This is a genomic window from Vibrio makurazakiensis, from assembly GCF_050337375.1.
Lineage (GTDB): Bacteria > Pseudomonadota > Gammaproteobacteria > Enterobacterales > Vibrionaceae > Vibrio > Vibrio makurazakiensis.
Map to the genome: position 1 here is coordinate 23000 of NZ_JAKJSW010000026.1, position 20476 is coordinate 43475.

The window sequence follows — 20476 nt, forward strand, 5'->3', positions numbered from 1 at the left end:
CAATGAGTTAAGGAAAACTAATGTGAACGAAAGAATACCGCCACTACAAGGGTTGTTTTATTTTTACAAGGCTGCAGAACTTGGCAGTTTTAAGGCAGCTGCTGAACACTTATTTGTTACAGCTGCCGCCATTAGCCAACAAATTCGATTGCTCGAAGACTGGCTTGGTACTCCACTTTTTGTACGTCAACACAGAAAGGTCACTCTAACCCCTGAAGGGCATATTCTATTTTCTCAAACTCAAAAGGGATTTGCTCATATACAGGATGGAGTGAGACAGATAAACCAAGACCCTGAGCCTAATAGGCTATCTATCTCTACCCTTCCCTCTTTTGCCCAACACTGGCTTGTCCCAAGAATTGGAGACTTTAGAGAGCACCACCCTGACATATCAATGCTGATCGAGCCTACCAATAAGCTCATTACTTTTCAGGACTCGAATGTCGATATATGCATCCGCTATGGTCTTGGGGATTATCCGAACATTGAATCCCGACAGATTATGGATGAAGTGATTTATCCTGTATGCCACCCTATTTATCAAGAAAAGCACGGTATCTACAGCGTTGAAGACCTACACAAAGCAGAGCTTATAGAAGATAGCTGGCCTGATATGGATTGGAATTTATGGCTAGAGCGCTCAGGAGTTAAGGGGGGAGTTTCAACACTAAAATTCGATGGTTCACACTTTGTGTTAGAAGGGGCGCTATCGGTTCAAGGGGTTGCGCTAGTCAAGCATAGCCTAGTATATCGATACCTTCAGGAGGGGAAGCTAGTTAGGATTGGAAATATGGCTTTACGACCGAGGTTCAATTACTTCTTATGTGCACCTGCAGGTTACTTTAAGCGAAAAAAGATAAAACAGTTCTCTAGTTGGATAAAGAGCCAAGCAGAACAGTTTGGAGATCAAGGGCGTGAAGACCTAACTATTCTAGAGAGCAATTATTCCCTGAAATGGTCTGATAGTTCTAAGTAAGTAACTGCTATACTGCGTTGAAATATATATTGCGAAAGGCACATGATGACTCAAGAAAATAACCCACTGCACGGTATTACTCTTCAGAAGCTATTAACGGAGCTTGTAGACCACTACGGTTGGGAAGAATTAAGCCATATGGTTAATATCAACTGCTTTAAAAAAGATCCTAGTATCAAATCTAGCCTAAAGTTTTTACGCAAAACAGACTGGGCTCGAACTAAAGTAGAACAGCTTTATATCGACTTAAAACGCTAGCATCTAGCATCTAGCATCTAGCATCTAGCATCTAGCATCTAGCATCTAGCATCTAGCATCACTAAGATGCCTACATACAAAAGCCCCGCAAGCTTTCACTTGCGGGGCTTTTTTAGTTATAGAGAAAAGAACTAATTACTTAGCGTCTTTTTCTGCTTTAACTTTAGCGATTACTTCTTCTGCCACGTTCATTGGACATGGAGAGTACTGTAGGAATTCCATAGAGAATTGACCACGGCCTGAAGTAATTGTACGTAGGTGACCGATGTAACCAAACATTTCTGAAAGTGGTACGTCAGCTTTAATACGAACACCAGTTACACCAGCTTGTTGATCTTTGATCATGCCACGACGACGGTTAAGGTCACCGATAACATCACCAACGTGATCTTCTGGAGTAAACACGTCAACGTTCATGATTGGCTCAAGAAGTTGTGCGCCAGCTTTAGGCATTGATTGACGGAATGCGCCTTTCGCTGCGATTTCAAATGCGATTGCAGATGAATCGACTGCGTGGAAACCACCATCGTAAAGTTCAACTTCAACGTCTAGCGTAGGGAAGCCAGCTAGTACGCCGTTTTCCATCATGCCAGCAAAACCTTTCTCAACTGCAGGCCAGAATTCTTTAGGAACGTTACCGCCCACAACAGAAGACTTGAATGAGAAACCAGAACCAGCTTCGCCAGGTTTGATACGGTAATCGATCTTACCGAATTGACCAGAACCACCAGATTGCTTCTTGTGCGTGTAGCTATCTTCAATTGCTTGAGTGATAGTTTCACGGTAAGCAACTTGAGGAGCACCAACTGTTAGGTCAACGCCGTAAGTACGCTTAAGGATATCTACCTTGATGTCTAGGTGAAGCTCACCCATACCTTTCAGGATAGTTTCGCCAGTCTCTTCGTCAGTCTCAACTTGGAAAGATGGATCTTCTGCTACCATTTTACCGATAGCGATACCCATTTTCTCAGAACCGCCTTTATCTTTTGGAGATACAGCGATAGAGATTACTGGAGTTGGGAATACCATTGGCTCAAGAGTTACTTGGTCCTTTGGATCACATAGAGTGTGACCAGTTTGCACGTTCTTCATACCAACGATCGCAATGATGTCACCAGCTTGTGCGCTAGTTAGTTCGTTACGGTCATCAGCTTGCATCTCAACCATACGGCCAACACGCTCAGTTTTACCTGTGAAAGAGTTAAGAATCGTGTCGCCTTTGTTCAATTTACCAGAGTAAATACGAACGAAAGTTAGAGCACCAAAGCGGTCATCCATGATTTTGAATGCTAGAGCTTTGAAAGTTTCTTCTGTAGAAACGATAGCGTGTTCGCCAGTTTCTTCACCAGCTTCATCCATTAGAGGTTGAGGATCAACTTCAGTTGGAGAAGGTAGGTAATCAACTACAGCGTCAAGAACGATTTGAACACCCTTGTTCTTAAATGCAGAACCACAGAATGTTGGGAAGAAAGATAGGTTACGAGTACCTGTACGGATACAACGCTTGATATCTTCGATAGAAGGCTCTTCACCTTCCATGTACGCTTCCATTAGGTCATCGTCTTGCTCTACAGCAGTTTCGATTAGCTCTTCACGGTATTGCTCAACGTCATCAACCATGTCCGCAGGAACATCTTTGATTTCGTAGTTTTCAGGAAGACCAGTGTCATCCCAAACGTATGCTTTACGGCTTAGAAGGTCTACAACACCAACGAATTCATCTTCGCGGCCGATTGGTAGAACCATAACTAGTGGGTTTGCACCTAGAACGTTTTTAACTTGGTCAACAACGTTGTAGAAATCTGCACCCATACGGTCTAGTTTGTTAACGAAGATCAGACGAGATACTTCTGATTCGTTAGCGTAACGCCAGTTAGTTTCTGACTGAGGCTCAACGCCGCCAGAACCACAGAATACACCGATACCGCCATCAAGTACTTTAAGAGAACGGTATACTTCAACTGTGAAGTCAACGTGTCCAGGAGTATCGATAACGTTTAGACGGTGACCATTCCAGAAACAGCTTACAGCTGCTGACTGGATAGTAATTCCGCGCTCAGCTTCCTGTTCCATGAAGTCAGTAGTTGATTCGCCATCATGTACTTCACCAGTCTTGTGGATTTGACCAGTTAGCTTAAGGATACGCTCAGTGGTAGTAGTTTTACCCGCATCAACGTGCGCGAAAATACCAATGTTTCTGTATTTCGATAAATCTGCCATTGTCTTACTCTGTTAATAGGATATAAAATGCGCGCAGAGTATATCACAATCTGTGAAGACTGATAGCTTTGCATGCATTTGAGATTAAAAAACTTTGCCTTCTCGCAATGRAATAGAGAAGGCATACTAGATAAACAATTTAACTTATTGTTTATTAAATAATTAAGGCCGCAATTTATGAACTGCCGCCTTAATAGGATTACTGAGATATAGAGTAGCTGAAGTAAATACGATTACAACTCATCAAACGCATTAATCGCTTCAGATAGCTTCTTAACCCCATGAATTTGCATTCCTGGGATACCACCTTTTGGCATATTAGCAGCTGGGACTATCGCTCTAGTGAAGCCATGTTTAAACGCCTCATTCAAGCGCTCTTGACCGCTCGGTACTGGCCTAATTTCGCCAGCAAGACCAACCTCACCAAATACAACTACATCTTTAGGTAGTGCTCTATCTCTAAAACTCGATAATAGTGCCATGACTAATGCTAAGTCTGCACTAGTTTCGGTTACTTTAACACCACCTACCACATTCACAAACACATCTTGGTCTGCCATTTGTAAGCCGCCGTGTTTATGCAGCACAGCTAGTAATAAGGAAAGACGGTTTTGTTCAAGACCAACAGCCACTCGACGTGGGTTTGCGAGCTGGGAATAATCAACCAAAGCTTGGATCTCGACTAATAGAGGACGAGTGCCCTCCCAGACCACCATCACCGAACTGCCTGAGGTTTCTTCTTCTCCACGAGATAAGAAAATAGCCGATGGATTACTAACCTCTTTAAGCCCCTGCTCAGTCATAGCAAAGACCCCTAGTTCATTCACAGCGCCAAAACGGTTTTTATGGCTACGCAACGTTCTGAAACGGCTGTCCGTTCCTCCATCTAATAGCACAGAACAGTCAATGATATGTTCTAGTACTTTAGGTCCCGCGAGCGTGCCGTCTTTAGTTACGTGTCCAACTAGAAAGACCGCCACATTATTTTGTTTAGCATAACGTGTTAGTGCCGTCGCTGATTCACGTACTTGAGCCACACTACCAGGAGATGATTGAACATCTGCAACATGCATAACTTGAATGGAATCGATAACCATGATCTTAGGCTGTTCTTTTTCAGCGACCTGACAGATCTTATCAACGTTGGTTTCAGAGAGCATTTTTAAGTGCTCTTTTGGTAGCCCTAAACGAGATGCTCGCATAGCTACCTGTTRCAATGACTCTTCCCCGGTAACATATAAGGTAGGTAGTTGTGACGACAACAAACACATGGTCTGCAGCAATAAAGTCGATTTACCCGCACCAGGGTTACCACCAATAAGAATCGCAGCCCCCGGAACCACCCCGCCGCCTAATACTCGATCTAGCTCTTTAAAGCCGCTACTAAATCGCGGAACCTCTTGTAAGTCGATTTCCGACAATGTTTGAACTGCAGATTCCGTCGCCGCTCCTGCATAACCAGATAGTCGTTCATTGCGAGCGACTTGTGGAGACGCGGCTAAGCGAACTTCGGTGATCGTATTCCATGCTCCACAGGCATTACACTGCCCTTGCCAACGTGGAAAATCTGCTCCGCAATCATTACAAACATATGCGCGTTTCGCCTTAGCCATATAACCTCAAACTATATACTGTGCGTGTTCATTGACACGTTAGATATTAAAAAATGGTAACTCTGTGACTCAGTTGACCGTATGCATGAAAATAAAAGTTGAACAAAAGTCACTTATACTTAAAGATCAAACACAACCTGTCGATAACATTGATACTTCTACTTTAACAAAAAATGTATGCAGCAATCTGAAATTCTATCTTTAGCAGAGAGATTAATCCCTGCTTACCATGCCGATGACTTTGACTTCCTTCTTTCTCAATTGACAGAAGGGGAATCCCCGTCACTCAAATTACTGGTAAAGATGGAACTCAATCGCATCATGGCACCCTGCACTAAGAGTGTCGACCTTAGAGGAAGAGTAAACGGTGAATGCAGAGCCTATGTTCTCGATGGCCGTAAGCACTGGTTAGACGATGTTGCATTCAATGCCTATCACAAAGGTACAAAAAAATTCCATGGCTATACCGAAGGAGTTTGGGAGTCGTTAGCCAATACTAAAAACAACTTCCGCGTTATTAGCCAACGTAGCCAAGGTCATGTAGCTAAAGAGCTAACTAGCGCTGATAGTGTTTATGAAGCGGAACCAATTAACCTTGGTTACGATCTCAAACGCCAAGAGAATCGCTTAAGGATTTCGACTCAGATAGAAATCGAAATGCCGAATAAGCAAATCGTTCATGGCTTAACTATCGACTTGTCAAACTCTGGTGCTAAATTCAAAGTGCCTAGTGCTTTTGAGTATAACCTTGGCGAAGTAATTACCGTTAACTTTACTGAGCTAGCTCAAACCTCAGAGATTATTGGCGCCGATCAAAAGATTGAATTTAGAGTATTAGCCGTTGACGAGTCATACGAGAACGACGCTATTAAATATTTGCGAACTCTAAAGCTCACAGATACTGAACTCATCAACCAACTAATCGATGAAAGCGTTAACAACTCTAGCAACAAAACCAAACACGACAACCAAGACAAAATCATCAGAGCGAGAACACGTGCATTTGAGCATACCTTCCTCAAACACACCTGTAATCTCCCCCTATTCTTTAGTGGGAAAGAGTTAAAACTTGCTTTGTTAACCGATAATAACCGTCCATTGTGGCAATATTGGCACGATGAGCGTAACCAGCAAGCGTTGGGAACTTTGTTTCATGATCAGCGTATGGAGCTTCTTACTAAGCCCGGTGTGAAAGGAACCAGTAATGTTATTTATTCGTTTACTCACACTCACCAAGACAAAACACTTTATTACTCGATGATGCTACCTGAAGCATCACGAGAGCAACGACAACTGTTTTGGCATATCGGCGCGAAAAGAAAAAGCTGGAAAGTGTTTAAACTTTCAGTATTTGAGCTGTCTCAAGATGAAAGAAAAGCGTTGGCTGAACACAATTCTGACCTAGCTGATAGCGCAGAAGCCCTGACCCACTGCGGCATCTTGCAAGAAATCGGCGACCATAATACGGCAAGTGATTATTTACTTACCGAGAAGCCTAGAATTGCGAGTAGCGAGCTAAATCAATTCCGTCATTCCAGAAAAGTGCTTGGTCGACCACAGAACGTTTATTTTGACGTTCAATCACGACGTAAAGAGCCTCGCTATCAATTTAAATCTCCACTAGAAGTAATCAGCGCGAGTGGTGAGAAAGCCTCAGGTTTTACCGTTGATTTATCAAAACGTGGCTTAAGCCTCACCCTGCAGCAACCACTAGTACTAAAAAGTAATGACCCGATTACTGTCAACTTTAATGAGCTGCAGTTGTACGACAAGAAGCTTCCGCTAAGTGCAGTTCCTTACCAAATAGTTCGAGTGAGTCCAAACGGCAAACAAGTCCAACTCGTTATAACTGAAACAAGCAAAACGATTCGTACCATTGCATTTCTTAACGGGTTAATTGACAGCAACCAAGATAAGCTCAGAAAAAAAGAAGAGGCAATTCCAAATAGACCTCTACTTGAAGCTCTGCACAATATTTTATTAAGTAAGATAGTAAGCAGCCCAATATTTATTGATAAGCCAGGCGCTTCATTAAGAACAAAAGTTGTCGGTGTGAACTTCCCACTACCAAACCATTTGATGCTACTAGCTAAACTCGGCCATGAACAAAATATTTCTTTAGAACCCGTATTTAAAGGCCGTTCAAACACGCTACTTGCCAGCCCATTAAGACGTATTGACGGAGCTGAACCTCAACATCATGATATATATGTTGCTGCCATTAAGTTCGGTAATAAGGTTCAATCGCTTCATACCAAGATGGCGCATGATTTTGCTTCAATCAAAGAACGGATCATGTTTGTAAAGAAGGCAAAACAAATGGGAGAGTTTTACGTGTTACGAGTATCAACAGCACCTATCTTTGACCCAATGACCACTTTGCTGCAATACGACCTTGAAGAACTCACACTTCTTAGCATGCACCAAGCTAGAAAATTAGAGAAAGAGATATCATCTTTCATAGGCTACGGTGAAATAGGTAATATCACAGACGAAGTTTTGGTGCGCTTAGAGCTCACCTAACAGCCCCACAGTCACTATTTGTAAAATAGGTTAAGAATGGCCTATTTTGAATACTTAAAAGCCTCTCATACTCTGAGAGGCTTTTTATTTATCTATCTACTGAATGGAATTGAAACTTCACTCTTGATTTAGACTTCAGTTCATTACAGTCACTATTACAGAAGTAGTTTGCCGCCCCACAAGCTTGTAGCTTTTCTAACTCACTATCACAGTCAGGGCATAACCCCACTTTCGTATAATGACACTGACAAGCCTCACACAGATAACCCCCGTCCCAGATCAATTCTGCCTTGCACTCAGGACATGTATTTTCAGACATACTTCACCTTTTTATTCATCGGATAGGCCATTCTAGTTGCTCGGCTTAGCTATACTTTGATMTCAATAAGTTAATTTCGTTTCAGCACTTTTAAACCCTAACACCCCAAAAGATCATAACTTGATCTTTTGCTTTATCTAGCTTGATCAGCGATCTACCCCTAATAGAATATTTACATCACCACACCCCGAAAGCATAAGTTACATATCCTGCATTTGGATTTGACACAGATTAATAAACTAATAATCGTTAAGTTAAAACCAACAAACAGAATCTTATAATAACAATGGTTTAATGATGAATTTCATTTACATAGGTCTGCATTTGAATATTTTGCGTATCAATCATATTCAGTGAAACCCTTATTCTACTTAGGTCTGCGCTACTTTTAATATGAGAACCACCGCAAGGAATCGATACGGATCCTACCCCTTTGATCAAGCATTCCCAGTAACGAGAATCAGTCAGGTAAAGTCCTTCTAAACGCATTTTTACGTCGATTATATCGTTGAACCACGTCTTTATTAGATCATTCACTTGTTCTTCAATGATAGGGAGATCTGTAATCATATCTACAACATTAAGACCGCGCTTTTTCAACGTTTTACCCAAGCGGTAAGTGTCCGTGCACAAATCAGGTGTTACGAAGCTGGTTTCCTGAGCGTAACTATTGAAATCATAGCTGCCTAGTGAGTCTTTACGATCTGCGTCTTTACGCCAGTACTTTTCAGATAGCACTTTGTTTAAAGCAAGAAACGCAAAATGACCGGCGCTATGACCTCGACTTAAACTATCCTGGTATTCTTTATCCACTTCCCACTGAATCTGGCTGCCTACTTCAATTTTTGTATTTGCAGATAAACAATGCACAACCACAAAAACCCAACCTTCCGTATCTCGTTTTACGGGTATATCTTTTCCAACATATAGAATGCTAGTTTGCTCTTCAACGGCTCCTACCTGGCAATCAATAACCGAGTGTTCTTGTCCATTGAATTGAGCAACTCCTTTATCTGCTGGATGATCAGGCCAAATATGACTTACAGGATGAAAAGGGGTTTCTTTAGTAACAACGTAGATAACATCGTTTCCTGGCACGACCATCTGTACGATTGATTCAAGGCTCCAAATGCCATGACAAAATTGAGTTTGAGTTGCTGTGATATTCATAACGCCCCGAAATATTAATTATTTATTCTAATTCGACAAATTTTACTTAAAAAAATACCCAAGTCTAAGCTTGGGTATTTTTAATGATTTACGGTTACTTACGACCTTTCATCATCGTCATCATGCGTTTACGCTTACGCTCTTGTGAGATAGTCAGTTTGTTTGTTTTCGCTTCAAACGGGTTCTCACTGTTTTGGAATTGAATACGAATTGGCGTACCCATAATTTCCAAAGAACGACGGTAGTAATTCATCAAGAAACGCTTATATGAATCCGGCAAGTTACGAACTTGGTTACCGTGAATAACGATAATTGGCGGGTTATAACCACCAGCGTGCGCATATTTAAGCTTAACACGACGGCCACGAACCATTGGTGGTTGGTGATCATCTGTAGCCATCTTCATGATACGAGTAAGTACTGAAGTACCAACACGAGTTGTTGCTGACTTATAAGCTTCTTCTACAGACTCGAATAAGTGACCAACACCTGTACCGTGCAGTGCAGAGATAAAGTGAATACGTGCAAAATCTACGAAACCTAAGCGACGGTCTAGTTCTTTCTTCACGCGATCTTTAACATCGCTATCCAGACCATCCCACTTGTTTACCGCGATAACGATAGAACGACCAGCATTCAATGCAAAGCCCAACAAGCTTAAGTCTTGATCTGAAATATTTTCACGAGCATCAATAAGAAGTAATACAACGTTAGCATCTTCAATTGCTTTCAGCGTTTTAACAACCGAGAACTTTTCTACCGTTTCGTTGATATTTTTACGACGACGAACACCAGCAGTATCAATCAGAACGTATTCACGCTCATCACGCTGCATTGGAATGTAGATAGAATCTCGAGTTGTACCCGGCATATCGTAAACAACAACACGTTCTTCACCTAGAATACGGTTAGTTAGCGTTGATTTACCTACGTTAGGACGACCAATGATCGCTAGCTTGATTGGTTGATCTTGAAGACGCTTGAATTCTTCTTCAGCTTCTTCTTCAGTGAAATCAACTTGCTCTTCTTCTTCGTCTTCAAACTCAGTTAAATCGCTTACTTCACCATTATCAGCTTTTAACGCTTCTGCAAATGGGTTAAGTGCAAGATCAATTAGTGCTGTTACACCACGACCGTGCGCAGCAGCGATCTGGTACATATCTTCAACACCCAATTGCCAGAAGTCAGCACTTGCTGCGTCAGGGTCAATACCATCGACTTTGTTTACTACAAGCATTGATGGTTTTTCTAGTTGACGAAGGTGCTTAGCGATTGCCACATCTGACGGAGTCAAACCAGCACGGCCATCAACCATAAATAGAACAACATCAGCTTCATCAATCGCCGCTAGCGACTGCTCAGCCATTTTTGTTTCAACACCTTCTTCAGTACCGTCGATACCACCAGTGTCGATAACRATAAAGTCGTGCTCGCTAAAATGAGCATGACCATATTTACGGTCACGCGTTAAGCCTGGGAAATCCGCAACCAATGCATCACGAGTTCGAGTCAATCGGTTAAATAACGTAGATTTACCTACGTTTGGACGCCCTACTAGAGCAACAACAGGTACCATAACAACCTCTACAAATTCTTATCTTAATGTAGTTATAGGTAAACACTTGCCAGCAAGCTTAAATTTTTACCTATAACCACATGGTTTATTTCATTTATCTCAATAAAACGGCTCCTGGCTGTTACCAACCAGGAGCCGATTGTGAATTATATCACGCTTTATTGGCTAATCGTCAGTTTCTTTACATCGCCATTACGTGTAACGACCAAATAACCATCTGGCAACGCCACAGGTCCAACAGAGAAACCGCTATCGTTAACCAGTTGTTGAGCCACAAACTCACCAGTAGAACGATCTAACCAATGTAGGTAACCTTCTGTGTCACCAACAACTAAGTAGCCATCAATAACTTTAGGTGCTGTCAGTAAACGGTGTTCAAGCTTTTCAGTGCTCCAAAGCTCAGTTCCGCTTCGTGCATCAACTGCCACTAAATGGTCTGTATCGGTCACAACAAATAAACGACTACCATCAGTTTCAATATCAATAGCTGAAGAGTAATTACGTTTCCATGTTGGCTTACCTGAACGTAAGTCAATACCAATTAACTGGCCATTGATACCAATAGTATAGAGGGTACCGCCTAAAATAACGGGCGTAGCATCAACATCAACTAAGCGGTCAATTTCAGTTGCACCTTTTGGTGTACCGACTGGCTGTTGCCAAATTAACTGGCCACGTTCAACAATCGCCGCCGCTAAACGACCATTTGCTGTACCCCAAAATACACCGCCAGAAACGGTCACAGGAGCGCTATCACCACGTAAGGTCAAGCTTGGGACTTCGGTGCTGATTGTCCATTTTTGCTCGCCAGTCAACTGGTCAAGAGCAATCAACATGCCACGACTGGTATTAACGATCACAAGGTTATTGTCTGTCGCTGGAGAAGCTAAGACCTCACCGTTAACGACGACACGCCAAAGCTCTTCACCTGTGGATTCATCAACCGCAATTACTTCACCATTTTCGTTACCCACGAAAATCTTTCCATAAGCAGCGGTTAAACCACCAGACAAACGAGCATAAACTTCACGTTCAAGATCGTTGCTCCAAAGCTCTTTCCCTGTATCTGGGTCTAGGGCTTTGATTAGGCCATCACGGCTAGCAATGAATATTTTATCGTAAGCATACTCAGGTGTGAGCTTCGAAAAATAATGACCAACSCCATTACCAATAGAAGTTGACCATTCTGACTGAGGAGTAAACTCACTAGATACTGTTGGAACTGGTGCCATAATGATGGTGTCTTCTTCACTAGCACAGCCAGCTAATACACCAATTGCAGCAGCGCAAACAGCAGCTTTACGGATAACACCTTTAGAAAATAAGCCTTGAGAAAGGCTTATTTTTTTTAACGTTCTCTTCATTTAGAGTCAGCCTTTACTTAGCTAGATCGTCTAGCTTGATCTGTAGAGCTTGGCTAGCGTCATTCGCTTGCTGCGCTTCAGTGTAAGCACTGTACGCTGCATCCGTATTACCTTGACGCAGAGAAATGTCACCACGTAGTTCAGCGCTACGACCTTTCCAAGATTCATCAGTAATCGTTGCTAATTCCGCTAATGCCGCATCAAACTCGCCTTGCTCAGCTTGAATACGTGCTACTCGGTAAGAAATTAAAGGCGTTAAAGCTGCGTCTTTTGTATTAGTTTTAGCCCATTGAAGCTGTGTTAAAGCCGCGCTTAAGTCGCCAGCTTCAATTTGAACTTTCGCTAGCTGCATTGCTGCTAAGACTGAGTATTCTGCTTTGCTGTTATTATCAATAAAGCTTTGAACATCAGCTGAGGCATCAACACCTTGCGCTGTTAAGTTCGAAATAACAGCAGTGTAGTTATCAGATGCAGCTTCACGCGCTTGAATTGCAGAGTCTTGGTAGTAACGCCAACCAAATAGTCCACCTAAACCGATTACAGCGCCAAAGATTACGGCCTTGCCATTCTCTTTCCACCAATCCTTAATCGCTTCAACTTGTTGTTCTTCAGTATCGTAAAGTTCCACTTCCTGTCCTCTTTRATCTTTAAAACGCCAGCACTCGCTGACGTTTGTATTCATTGTGAGCTGATGCTCTTTTGAAAATGCAATTGGCTAATTTAGATTAGCGCGGCAACTTTCTCTGCAACTTCCGCTTGAGACACGGTTTCTTGCACGCCGCCAACCAAATCTTTTAGCACTACGGTATTGTCAGCAACTTCGTTCTCACCAAGCACTAGTGCTACAACAGCACCTACTTTGTCAGCACGTTTGAATTGTTTCTTGAAGTTACCACCACCGAAGTGGTTCATCACACGTACGCCCTTAACGGTGTCGCGTAATTGATTCGCTAACTGCATGGCCGCGATCATCGTACCTTCGCCAGCAGCAACCATGTATACGTCAACGCTACGACGAACTTCTGTAAGCTCTAGCGTTTCCATCATAAGAACCAGGCGCTCTAGACCCATTGCAAAACCAACAGCATTTGTTGGTTTGCCACCGAGTTGCTCAACAAGACCATCGTAACGGCCACCGCCACATACAGTACCTTGAGCACCTAAGCTGTCAGTGATCCACTCAAATACTGTACGGTTGTAGTAATCTAGGCCACGAACTAGACGCTCATTAACTTGGTATTCGATACCAACCGCGTCAAGAAGTTCACATAAACCTGCAAAATGTTGTTTTGATTCTTCACCTAGGTACTCAGACAAACGAGGCGCATCACCAAGGATAGCTTGCACATCTGGGTTCTTAGTATCTAAAACACGTAGAGGGTTAGTGTGCATGCGACGTTTGCAATCTTCATCCAGCACATCAATGTGTTGCTCAAGGAAAGCCACTAACGCTGTGCGGTAGCTTACGCGATCTTCCTGAGAACCAATTGAGTTCAACTCCAGGCGAACGTGCTTATCGATACCTAGCTCACGCCATAGGCGCGCAGTCATCATAATAAGCTCTGCGTCTACGTCAGGACCATCTAGGCCAAATACCTCAACACCACATTGGTGGAATTGACGGTAACGACCTTTTTGAGGACGCTCGTGACGGAACATAGGACCCATGTACCATAGGCGCTGTTCGTCACGGTTGATAAGGCTGTTTTGAATACATGAACGAACACAACCTGCTGTACCTTCTGGGCGTAGCGTTAGGCTGTCGCCATTACGGTCATCAAAGGTATACATTTCCTTTGAAACAACATCAGTTTCTTCACCAACTGCACGGCTAAATAGGTTTGTTTCTTCAACGATAGGCATACGCACTTCGTTATAGCCATAAGCACTAACTACACTTTTTACAGCGCCTTCCACTTTTTGCCACAGTGGAGATTGAGTTGGTAGGCAGTCGTTCATGCCTCGAATTGCTTGGATATTTTTTGCCACAATATTTATTCCGTCATGCTCAACGACTGCTACTCATAAAGCGCACTCATTGAGACTAAATTAATCTTCTAAACTTTTTACATCAATGTGATTAGCTTTATCAAGCACTGACGCTTTTGCACGAATCTTCGCTTCCAACTGATTAACTAGGTCATCGTTGTCAAAGCGTTCTTTCTGGCGTTTGCCATCTTCGTAGAATGCACTTTTTCGGTTACTACCCGCGAGACCTAAATGCGAAACCTCAGCTTCACCTGGACCATTAACGACACAACCGATAATAGACACGTCCATTGGCGTAACAATGTCTTCTAAACGCTCTTCTAAGGCGTTTACTGTGTTAATCACATCAAACTCTTGACGAGAACAACTTGGGCAAGCAATAAAGTTAATGCCGCGAGAGCGAATACGCAGTGACTTCAAAATATCAAAGCCTACTTTAATCTCTTCAACTGGGTCAGCAGCTAACGAGATACGTAATGTGTCACCGATACCTTCAGACAATAACATGCCCAAACCTACAGCTGACTTCACAGACCCCGCACGTGCACCACCAGCTTCGGTAATACCTAAATGCAAAGGTTGATCGATTTCTTTTGCTAACAATCGGTATGAACCAACAGCAAGGAAAACATCCGACGCTTTCACGCTAACTTTAAACTGATCAAAGTTCAAACGGTCTAGGATATCCACATGACGCATTGCCGACTCAACCAAAGCTTCTGCCGTTGGTTCGGTATATTTCATTTGGATTTCTTTTTCCAAAGAACCGCCGTTTACGCCAATGCGAATTGGAATATTCATATCCTTCGCGCAATCAACAACAGAGCGAATACGGCTTTCGTTGCCGATATTGCCTGGGTTGATTCTCAAACAGTCAACACCGTACTCCGCCACTTTCAAGGCAATACGGTAATCAAAATGAATGTCGGCAACCAGAGGAATTGAAACCTGTTGTTTGATTTGTTTAAACGCTTCTGCCGCATCCATAGTAGGAACGGAAACACGTACAATATCAGCACCAACATTTTCAAGTGCTTTGATTTGAGCAACAGTCGCTGCAACGTCTGTTGTTCTTGTGTTTGTCATGGACTGCACTGCGATTGGTGCGCCATCACCGATCGGCACATCGCCCACATAAATGCGGGTCGATTTGCGACGAATAATTGGAGATTCGTGTTGCATATTAGCTCTAAGGTAAGGTGATTCGTGCTACTTTGCCTGAAGTATACCCAGAAAGGTCGACAGGTTCACTTGCAAATGTCATTGATACGCCTTCTGGCGCGCCCAACACTACTTTATACGGTGCTGTTCCTGATAACTTCAAACTTTGACCCGCTTTCTTAATGCCCGTAGATAATGTTTTACCATCAGCATCTTTCACTTGAATCCAGCAATCAGACGAAAAACTCAATGCAAGTTCATTATTGATAGTTGGTGTTTCAGTTTTAGCAGGTACAGTAATTTCTTTTTGTGAAGTGAGCTCTTGAGTAGGCTCAACTTTTGCAACTTCAATAACAGGCTCGGTGATTTCAACAACGTCATCAGTAAGTTGTAACTCTTGCACTTCGTCTGCTACTTCAGCTTGCTGTTCTTGCCTTTCAGGAGAAGACGCTACTGGAGACAGTGGCTCAAGTTCTTCCGTTAATGCTACATCACTCGCTTCGATACCACTGACGACTTGCTCAGTGTTTACGTTCGACTCAGCCAACGACTGAGACAAAGTATCTTGCTGTTGGTTTTGCCACCACCAAACTGATGAAATACCGACAAGAATGGCAAAGATACCCCAAGTGAGGCTCATTATACGGCTGTTATGCTTTTCTGTTTTCGCTTTGCCAGAGAAGCTTTGCATCTCATGTTCTTCATGCTGAGCGTCACCAGCGTGATCCAATGCATCAAGAACGATCTTTTCATCCAAGCTCACTGCTTTTGCGTAAGATCGTAAGTAACCACGAGTGAATGTCGCTACTTGGACGGATTCGAATTTATTTTCTTCAATTTGCTCTATAACGGTTAAACGCAGTTTTAAACGATCGGCTATCTGTTTTTGCGTCAGTCCTAAAGACTCACGTTTTTGCTTTAACAGCGTACCTGCTTCTACTTGCGCTGTAACTGATGATTCTGTTGTGTTTTCTTCGGTGTTCATATCTACGAACTTCTTAATTTAGTCACGCTATATTGATGAATATTTTTTGATTTTTTTTATAGCTCAATCAATAAAACGATTATGTATGTGGGATGTATCATTGCTTGCGCACTTAGCATTTTCTGAAGTAAAAAGCCGGAGCTTTTATTCAGCTGGTAGCCAACCTAATAGACATTACGACAACAATGAACTCTCGCTCAACAATAAGTAGAGCTAACCTCATCATAAGCTAACCAACAGACAAGGCAAAAAGACTTTCCACAAAATTTACAGTTAGCTCAAGCTTTTGTCCAAAAATTGACGAAATAAGCCCGAATTACCCTAAAAAGAAATGAAAGCCAAAAACAAACAAGCCAGAAGTTAGGCTTCTGGCTTGTTTCTATTTAGCAGATGTTTTATACCGCTTTAACTGCGATGACATCGCCAGCTGCGAGGTTTTCATCGCGCGCTGCTTTTAATTTCGTGCGCTTAGTTCTATCGATAACATCACCGACTAACTGACCACAAGCGGCATCAATATCATCACCACGAGTTTTACGTACTGTCACTGTATAGTTGTATTCCATCAATGTTTTCTGGAAGCGATCAATACGAGAGTTACTTGGCTTCTTGTAAGGCGACCCTGGGTAAGGGTTAAATGGAATCAAGTTTATCTTACATGGTGTGCTTTTCATCAGCTCAGCAAGTTCGCGAGCGTGGTCCATGTCATCATTCACATGATCTAATAGTACGTACTCAACCGTTACTTTACCGCGGTTAGCGTTTGAAGAAGCTATGTAACGACGAACTGATGCTAGGAAGTCTTCAATATCCCAACGATCATTAATTGGCATGATTTCACTACGCAGCTTGTCATTTGGCGCGTGTAGTGAGATAGCTAAAGCAACATCGATATTATCTGTCATTTGATCAAGACCAGAAACAACGCCAGACGTTGAAACCGTTACACGACGTTTAGAAAGCGCAAAACCTAAATCATCTAGCATAATTTCTAGTGACGGGATTAGGTTTTTCATATTCAGTAGTGGTTCGCCCATTCCCATCATTACTACGTTAGTAATAGGGCGACGACCTGTTTCTTTCTCCAGGCCAATTTCACGAGCTGCGCGCCAAATTTGGCCCACAATTTCAGAAACTTTTAAATTACGGTTGAAGCCTTGTTGCGCTGTTGAGCAGAACTTACATTCTAATGCACAGCCGACTTGCGAAGATACACACAATGTCGCTCGATCACCGTCTGGGATATATACCGTTTCAACGTCTTGATCGCCAACGCGCATTGCCCACTTAATTGTACCGTCTGAAGAGTGTTGTGCTTCAGAAACAATTGGAGCAACAATTTCACAGCGGCGTTGTAATTTTTCACGCAGCTTTTTATTAATGTTGTTCATGTTTYCGAAGTCATCGACACCGAAATGGTACATCCACTTCATAATTTGATCTGCTCGAAAAGCTTTCTCATTCAGTTCTTCTGTGAAAAATTTACGAAGACCTTTACGATCAAAATCGAGTAGATTGACTTTAGCTGTGGTCATGATGCCTCTCAATGACGGAACAATAATTAAGGGCGCGAATTGTACAGCCTTTACGCAGACTCAACAAGAGCTGTAAAGCCCTGTGTTTACTAAGGCATTCAAAGTTAAGCGCTTAAAGTTTGAACAAATTTAAGTATAGTACCGTTAGACATGAAAAAGGCCTCACCGAAGTGAAGCCTTTAATAACTTAAATACTTTGCTCTCACTGCTTATTCAGCAGGACGTGGGCAAATTTCAGACTCAGGGAAGAAGAATTCAATTTCACGAGCCGCTGACTCTGGGCTGTCACTGCCGTGTACAGAGTTGTAACGCATGCTGATCGCGTAATCTGCACGGATAGTGCCGCATGCCGCTTGTTCTGGGTTAGTTTTACCCATCAATTCACGGTAACGAGCAATTGCATTTTCACCTTCAAGAACCTGAACCATGATAGGRCCAGAAGTCATAAACTCTTTTAGAGGACCGAAGAATTCTTTACCTTCGTGTTCAGCGTAAAAGCCACTTGCTTGTTCTTCAGTTAATTGCACCATTTTAGCTGCAATAATTTGTAGGCCTGCTYTTTCAATACGGTGGTAAATTTCACCTACTAGATTACGTTTTACAGCATCCGGTTTAACAATTGAAAATGTTCTTTCTAGAGCCATAATGTTTCCTTTTACTTCATTATTGTCGTTATTGACGCCAGCCTTAAAGACTGGCTCATTATTATTTTGCTTGTTCTGTTAATACGCGGGCAAGAGTTCTGATCCCCATACCTGTCGCACCAGCTGACCATTTGTCACTTGCTGATTTACGGTAAGTGCCAGCACAGTCGAAGTGCAGCCAGCCTTTCTTATAATCATCAACAAAGTAAGACAAAAACGCAGCAGCTGTACTTGCACCTGGTGTGTAATCACCAGTGCTAATATTGGAAAGATCAGCAAAGTTAGATGGCAGCATACCACGGTGGAAATCAGCTAATGGTAGAGGCCATAGACCTTCTTTCTCTTGATTAGCCGCTGTCAGAGCTTTGTGTGACAGCTCATCATCAAAACTTAGCAATGCATGGTAATCGTTACCCAGTGCGTTCTTTGCAGCGCCAGTAAGCGTAGCACAATCAATGATCAGTTCAGGGTTATGCTCACATGCGTACATTAGGCCATCAGCAAGAACCAAACGACCTTCTGCATCGGTATTCATGATTTCAACAGTCTTACCATTTTTGTAAGTAATAATATCGCCCAGCTTCAGTGCGCGACCAGAAATCATATTCTCTGCACAACAAAGGATAAGCTTAACGCGTTTATTCAAACCACGTTCAATTGCTAAACCAAGACCACCAGTAATTGTCGCTGCACCGCCCATATCTGCTTTCATTGCAGTCATGAATTGACCTGGCTTAATGCTGTAACCACCAGAGTCAAAGGTAATACCTTTACCCACAAGACACGCGTATACCGGTGCGTTTTCATCACCCGTAGGGTTAAAATCAAGTTGTAACATCGCTGAAGTACGCTCAGAACCACGACCTACCGCGTAGATACCTTCCCAACCTTCTGTTAGAAGATCTTTATCTTTAACTACTTTAGCTTTAACAGTGCCCGCAGGCGCTACTGATTTGATGTATTCAGCTGCCATTGTTGCTAACTGGCGCGGTGCAACTTCTTCAGCAGTTTTGTTAATGATATCGCGAGTCCAATCTGATGATTTAATGCGAGCTGTCAGCTCTTTTTGCGCATCATCAGCTAACGGAGTCCAATCCATTACGTTCTTTTTCTTAGGACTACGGTAACCTTGGTAAAAAGCCCAAATGCTTTCTAGATCCCAGTTGTCACCTTCAAGTAATACAGAAGCAATGCCTTGTCCATCAAGCTTACGTGCCGCTCTTTGAACCGCGCCAAGATCGTGACCTTCACCTAAGTGAATAGTCGTACCATTTTCTGAAAATGATAAAATTGCTTTATCTCCCCACTGAGGCTGGGCAGGATCTTGACTTAAAAATACAGACATCTGTGTAGACATGATTTCTCCTTGTCTTGGAACTACAACGTTCAAAAAGTTAATACGACGTTGTTTAGATTATTTGTTATTTGCGGGATGATGTTAGCATTATGTAGAGATGAAATGTTGCTTAGATAAAAAAACGGACCAAATGGTCCGCTTTTTTTAGTAAGAATTGTTAACTTGGCTAGGTTTTAGAACTAGCTCATTTAAAACAGACTTAGTCCATTTCATCCATCCAACACAAGATCACAGCTTCTAAGATCTTTTCGTTCGAATGATTAGGTTCATCATCGAAATCTTCAAGATCAAGAATCCACTGGTGTAGGTCGGTAAAACGTACCGTTTTTGGATCCGTATCAGGGTACAAATCACAAAGTTCAATCGCGATATCGCGTGAGTCAATCCATTTCAAGCTCATAATTCTTCCTTACAATCACAAAGTGATTAGTGCTCTTCTGACGCTAAGTTTAGTGTGTACTTTGGAATTTCTACCACTAAATCTTCATCTGCTACTTTCGCTTGGCAGCCTAAACGAGATTCCATCTCTAAGCCCCATGCTTTATCTAGCATATCATCTTCAAGGTCATCACTTTCTTCAAGTGAATCAAAGCCTTCACGGATAACGATGTGGCACGTTGTACATGCACATGATTTCTCACACGCATGCTCAATACCAATACCGGCTTTCAAGGCAACATCAAGAACCGTCTCACCAGTTTTTGCTTCTAAAACTGCGCCTTCAGGGCAAAGGTCTTCATGAGGTAAAACAATAATCTTAGGCATGTTTTCTATTCTCTAACTATT

18 protein-coding genes are annotated in these 20476 nt (G+C 42.5%); 3 read left to right on the plus strand and 15 right to left on the minus strand.

Annotated features, from left to right (window positions below; all coding sequences use genetic code 11):
- The first annotated feature begins 22 nt into the window (after positions 1 to 22).
- Together L4C33_RS04360 and L4C33_RS04365 are read left to right on the plus strand one after the other, a co-directional pair.
- Positions 23 to 976: a LysR substrate-binding domain-containing protein gene (locus tag L4C33_RS04360; protein ID WP_428811227.1), complete on the plus strand. Its 954-nt coding sequence runs from the start codon at positions 23 to 25 to the stop codon at positions 974 to 976.
- Positions 977 to 1021: 45 nt separating this feature from the next.
- Entirely contained in the window at positions 1022 to 1234 is a 213-nt protein-coding gene (locus tag L4C33_RS04365; RefSeq protein WP_428811246.1) for a VF530 family protein, read from the plus strand.
- A 135-nt stretch (positions 1235 to 1369) separates the two neighbouring features.
- Here L4C33_RS04365 and fusA read toward each other — a convergent pair whose 3' ends face one another.
- Both fusA and radA read right to left on the minus strand, forming a co-directional pair.
- The gene (fusA, locus tag L4C33_RS04370) at positions 1370 to 3454 is read right to left on the minus strand and encodes an elongation factor G (protein ID WP_428811228.1); all 2085 of its coding nucleotides are present in this window, start codon (positions 3452 to 3454) and stop codon (positions 1370 to 1372) included.
- A 233-nt stretch (positions 3455 to 3687) separates the two neighbouring features.
- Positions 3688 to 5067: a DNA repair protein RadA gene (gene radA, locus L4C33_RS04375; protein WP_428811229.1), complete on the minus strand. Its 1380-nt coding sequence runs from the start codon at positions 5065 to 5067 to the stop codon at positions 3688 to 3690.
- Between the two features lie 177 nt (positions 5068 to 5244).
- Between radA and L4C33_RS04380 the strand changes: the two genes are divergently transcribed.
- On the plus strand, positions 5245 to 7590 hold the full coding sequence (locus L4C33_RS04380) for a PilZ domain-containing protein (protein WP_428811230.1): 2346 nt from the start codon (positions 5245 to 5247) through the stop codon (positions 7588 to 7590).
- Between the two features lie 88 nt (positions 7591 to 7678).
- On the opposite strand, the gene L4C33_RS04385 is transcribed toward L4C33_RS04380, so the two are convergent.
- The 13 genes from L4C33_RS04385 to fdx form a co-directional block, all read right to left on the minus strand.
- Positions 7679 to 7909 (minus strand): zinc ribbon domain-containing protein, encoded by a 231-nt coding sequence (locus tag L4C33_RS04385; protein WP_428811231.1) that lies wholly within the window; start codon positions 7907 to 7909, stop codon positions 7679 to 7681.
- 291 nt (positions 7910 to 8200) lie between these two features.
- A complete protein-coding gene (locus L4C33_RS04390; protein ID WP_428811232.1) occupies positions 8201 to 9079 on the minus strand; it encodes an alanyl-tRNA editing protein in 879 nt (292 codons plus the stop codon).
- Positions 9080 to 9173: 94 nt separating this feature from the next.
- Entirely contained in the window at positions 9174 to 10655 is a 1482-nt protein-coding gene (gene der, locus L4C33_RS04395) for a ribosome biogenesis GTPase Der (protein ID WP_428811233.1), read from the minus strand.
- A 158-nt stretch (positions 10656 to 10813) separates the two neighbouring features.
- On the minus strand, positions 10814 to 12019 hold the full coding sequence (gene bamB, locus L4C33_RS04400; protein ID WP_428811234.1) for an outer membrane protein assembly factor BamB: 1206 nt from the start codon (positions 12017 to 12019) through the stop codon (positions 10814 to 10816).
- A gap of 13 nt (positions 12020 to 12032) precedes the next feature.
- Positions 12033 to 12647, minus strand: coding sequence for a YfgM family protein (locus tag L4C33_RS04405; protein ID WP_428811247.1), 615 nt, complete (start codon positions 12645 to 12647; stop codon positions 12033 to 12035).
- Between the two features lie 92 nt (positions 12648 to 12739).
- Positions 12740 to 14008 (minus strand): histidine--tRNA ligase, encoded by a 1269-nt coding sequence (hisS, locus tag L4C33_RS04410; protein WP_428811235.1) that lies wholly within the window; start codon positions 14006 to 14008, stop codon positions 12740 to 12742.
- Positions 14009 to 14068: 60 nt separating this feature from the next.
- Positions 14069 to 15190, minus strand: a complete 1122-nt coding sequence (ispG, locus tag L4C33_RS04415; protein WP_428811236.1) for a flavodoxin-dependent (E)-4-hydroxy-3-methylbut-2-enyl-diphosphate synthase — start codon at positions 15188 to 15190, stop codon at positions 14069 to 14071.
- A gap of 7 nt (positions 15191 to 15197) precedes the next feature.
- Complete coding sequence (gene rodZ / locus L4C33_RS04420) at positions 15198 to 16154, minus strand: cytoskeleton protein RodZ (protein ID WP_428811237.1); 957 nt, start codon at positions 16152 to 16154, stop codon at positions 15198 to 15200.
- Positions 16155 to 16549: 395 nt separating this feature from the next.
- Positions 16550 to 17689 carry a dual-specificity RNA methyltransferase RlmN gene (gene rlmN / locus L4C33_RS04425; protein ID WP_428811238.1) on the minus strand — a complete coding sequence of 380 codons (1140 nt, stop codon included), beginning with the start codon at positions 17687 to 17689 and terminating at the stop codon, positions 16550 to 16552.
- Between the two features lie 209 nt (positions 17690 to 17898).
- The gene (ndk, locus tag L4C33_RS04430; RefSeq protein WP_428811239.1) at positions 17899 to 18333 is read right to left on the minus strand and encodes a nucleoside-diphosphate kinase; all 435 of its coding nucleotides are present in this window, start codon (positions 18331 to 18333) and stop codon (positions 17899 to 17901) included.
- A gap of 61 nt (positions 18334 to 18394) precedes the next feature.
- A complete protein-coding gene (gene pepB / locus L4C33_RS04435; RefSeq protein ID WP_428811240.1) occupies positions 18395 to 19690 on the minus strand; it encodes an aminopeptidase PepB in 1296 nt (431 codons plus the stop codon).
- 199 nt (positions 19691 to 19889) lie between these two features.
- Positions 19890 to 20090, minus strand: coding sequence for a Fe-S cluster assembly protein IscX (gene iscX, locus L4C33_RS04440; protein ID WP_428811241.1), 201 nt, complete (start codon positions 20088 to 20090; stop codon positions 19890 to 19892).
- Positions 20091 to 20116: 26 nt separating this feature from the next.
- Positions 20117 to 20455 (minus strand): ISC system 2Fe-2S type ferredoxin, encoded by a 339-nt coding sequence (gene fdx / locus L4C33_RS04445; RefSeq protein WP_428811242.1) that lies wholly within the window; start codon positions 20453 to 20455, stop codon positions 20117 to 20119.
- Between the last annotated feature and the right edge of the window lie 21 nt (positions 20456 to 20476).

Excerpts from the sequence above, each read along its gene's own strand:
- L4C33_RS04365 (WP_428811246.1), top strand. The coding sequence starts at position 1,022 with ATGACTCAAGAAAATAACCCACTGCACGGTATTACTCTTCAGAAGCTA.
- fusA (WP_428811228.1), bottom strand. The coding sequence starts at position 3,454 with ATGGCAGATTTATCGAAATACAGAAACATTGGTATTTTCGCGCACGTT.
- L4C33_RS04380 (WP_428811230.1), top strand. The coding sequence starts at position 5,245 with ATGCAGCAATCTGAAATTCTATCTTTAGCAGAGAGATTAATCCCTGCT.
- L4C33_RS04385 (WP_428811231.1), bottom strand. The coding sequence starts at position 7,909 with ATGTCTGAAAATACATGTCCTGAGTGCAAGGCAGAATTGATCTGGGAC.
- L4C33_RS04390 (WP_428811232.1), bottom strand. The coding sequence starts at position 9,079 with ATGAATATCACAGCAACTCAAACTCAATTTTGTCATGGCATTTGGAGC.
- ispG (WP_428811236.1), bottom strand. The coding sequence starts at position 15,190 with ATGCAACACGAATCTCCAATTATTCGTCGCAAATCGACCCGCATTTAT.
- rodZ (WP_428811237.1), bottom strand. The coding sequence starts at position 16,154 with ATGAACACCGAAGAAAACACAACAGAATCATCAGTTACAGCGCAAGTA.
- pepB (WP_428811240.1), bottom strand. The coding sequence starts at position 19,690 with ATGTCTACACAGATGTCTGTATTTTTAAGTCAAGATCCTGCCCAGCCT.
- iscX (WP_428811241.1), bottom strand. The coding sequence starts at position 20,090 with ATGAGCTTGAAATGGATTGACTCACGCGATATCGCGATTGAACTTTGT.
- fdx (WP_428811242.1), bottom strand. The coding sequence starts at position 20,455 with ATGCCTAAGATTATTGTTTTACCTCATGAAGACCTTTGCCCTGAAGGC.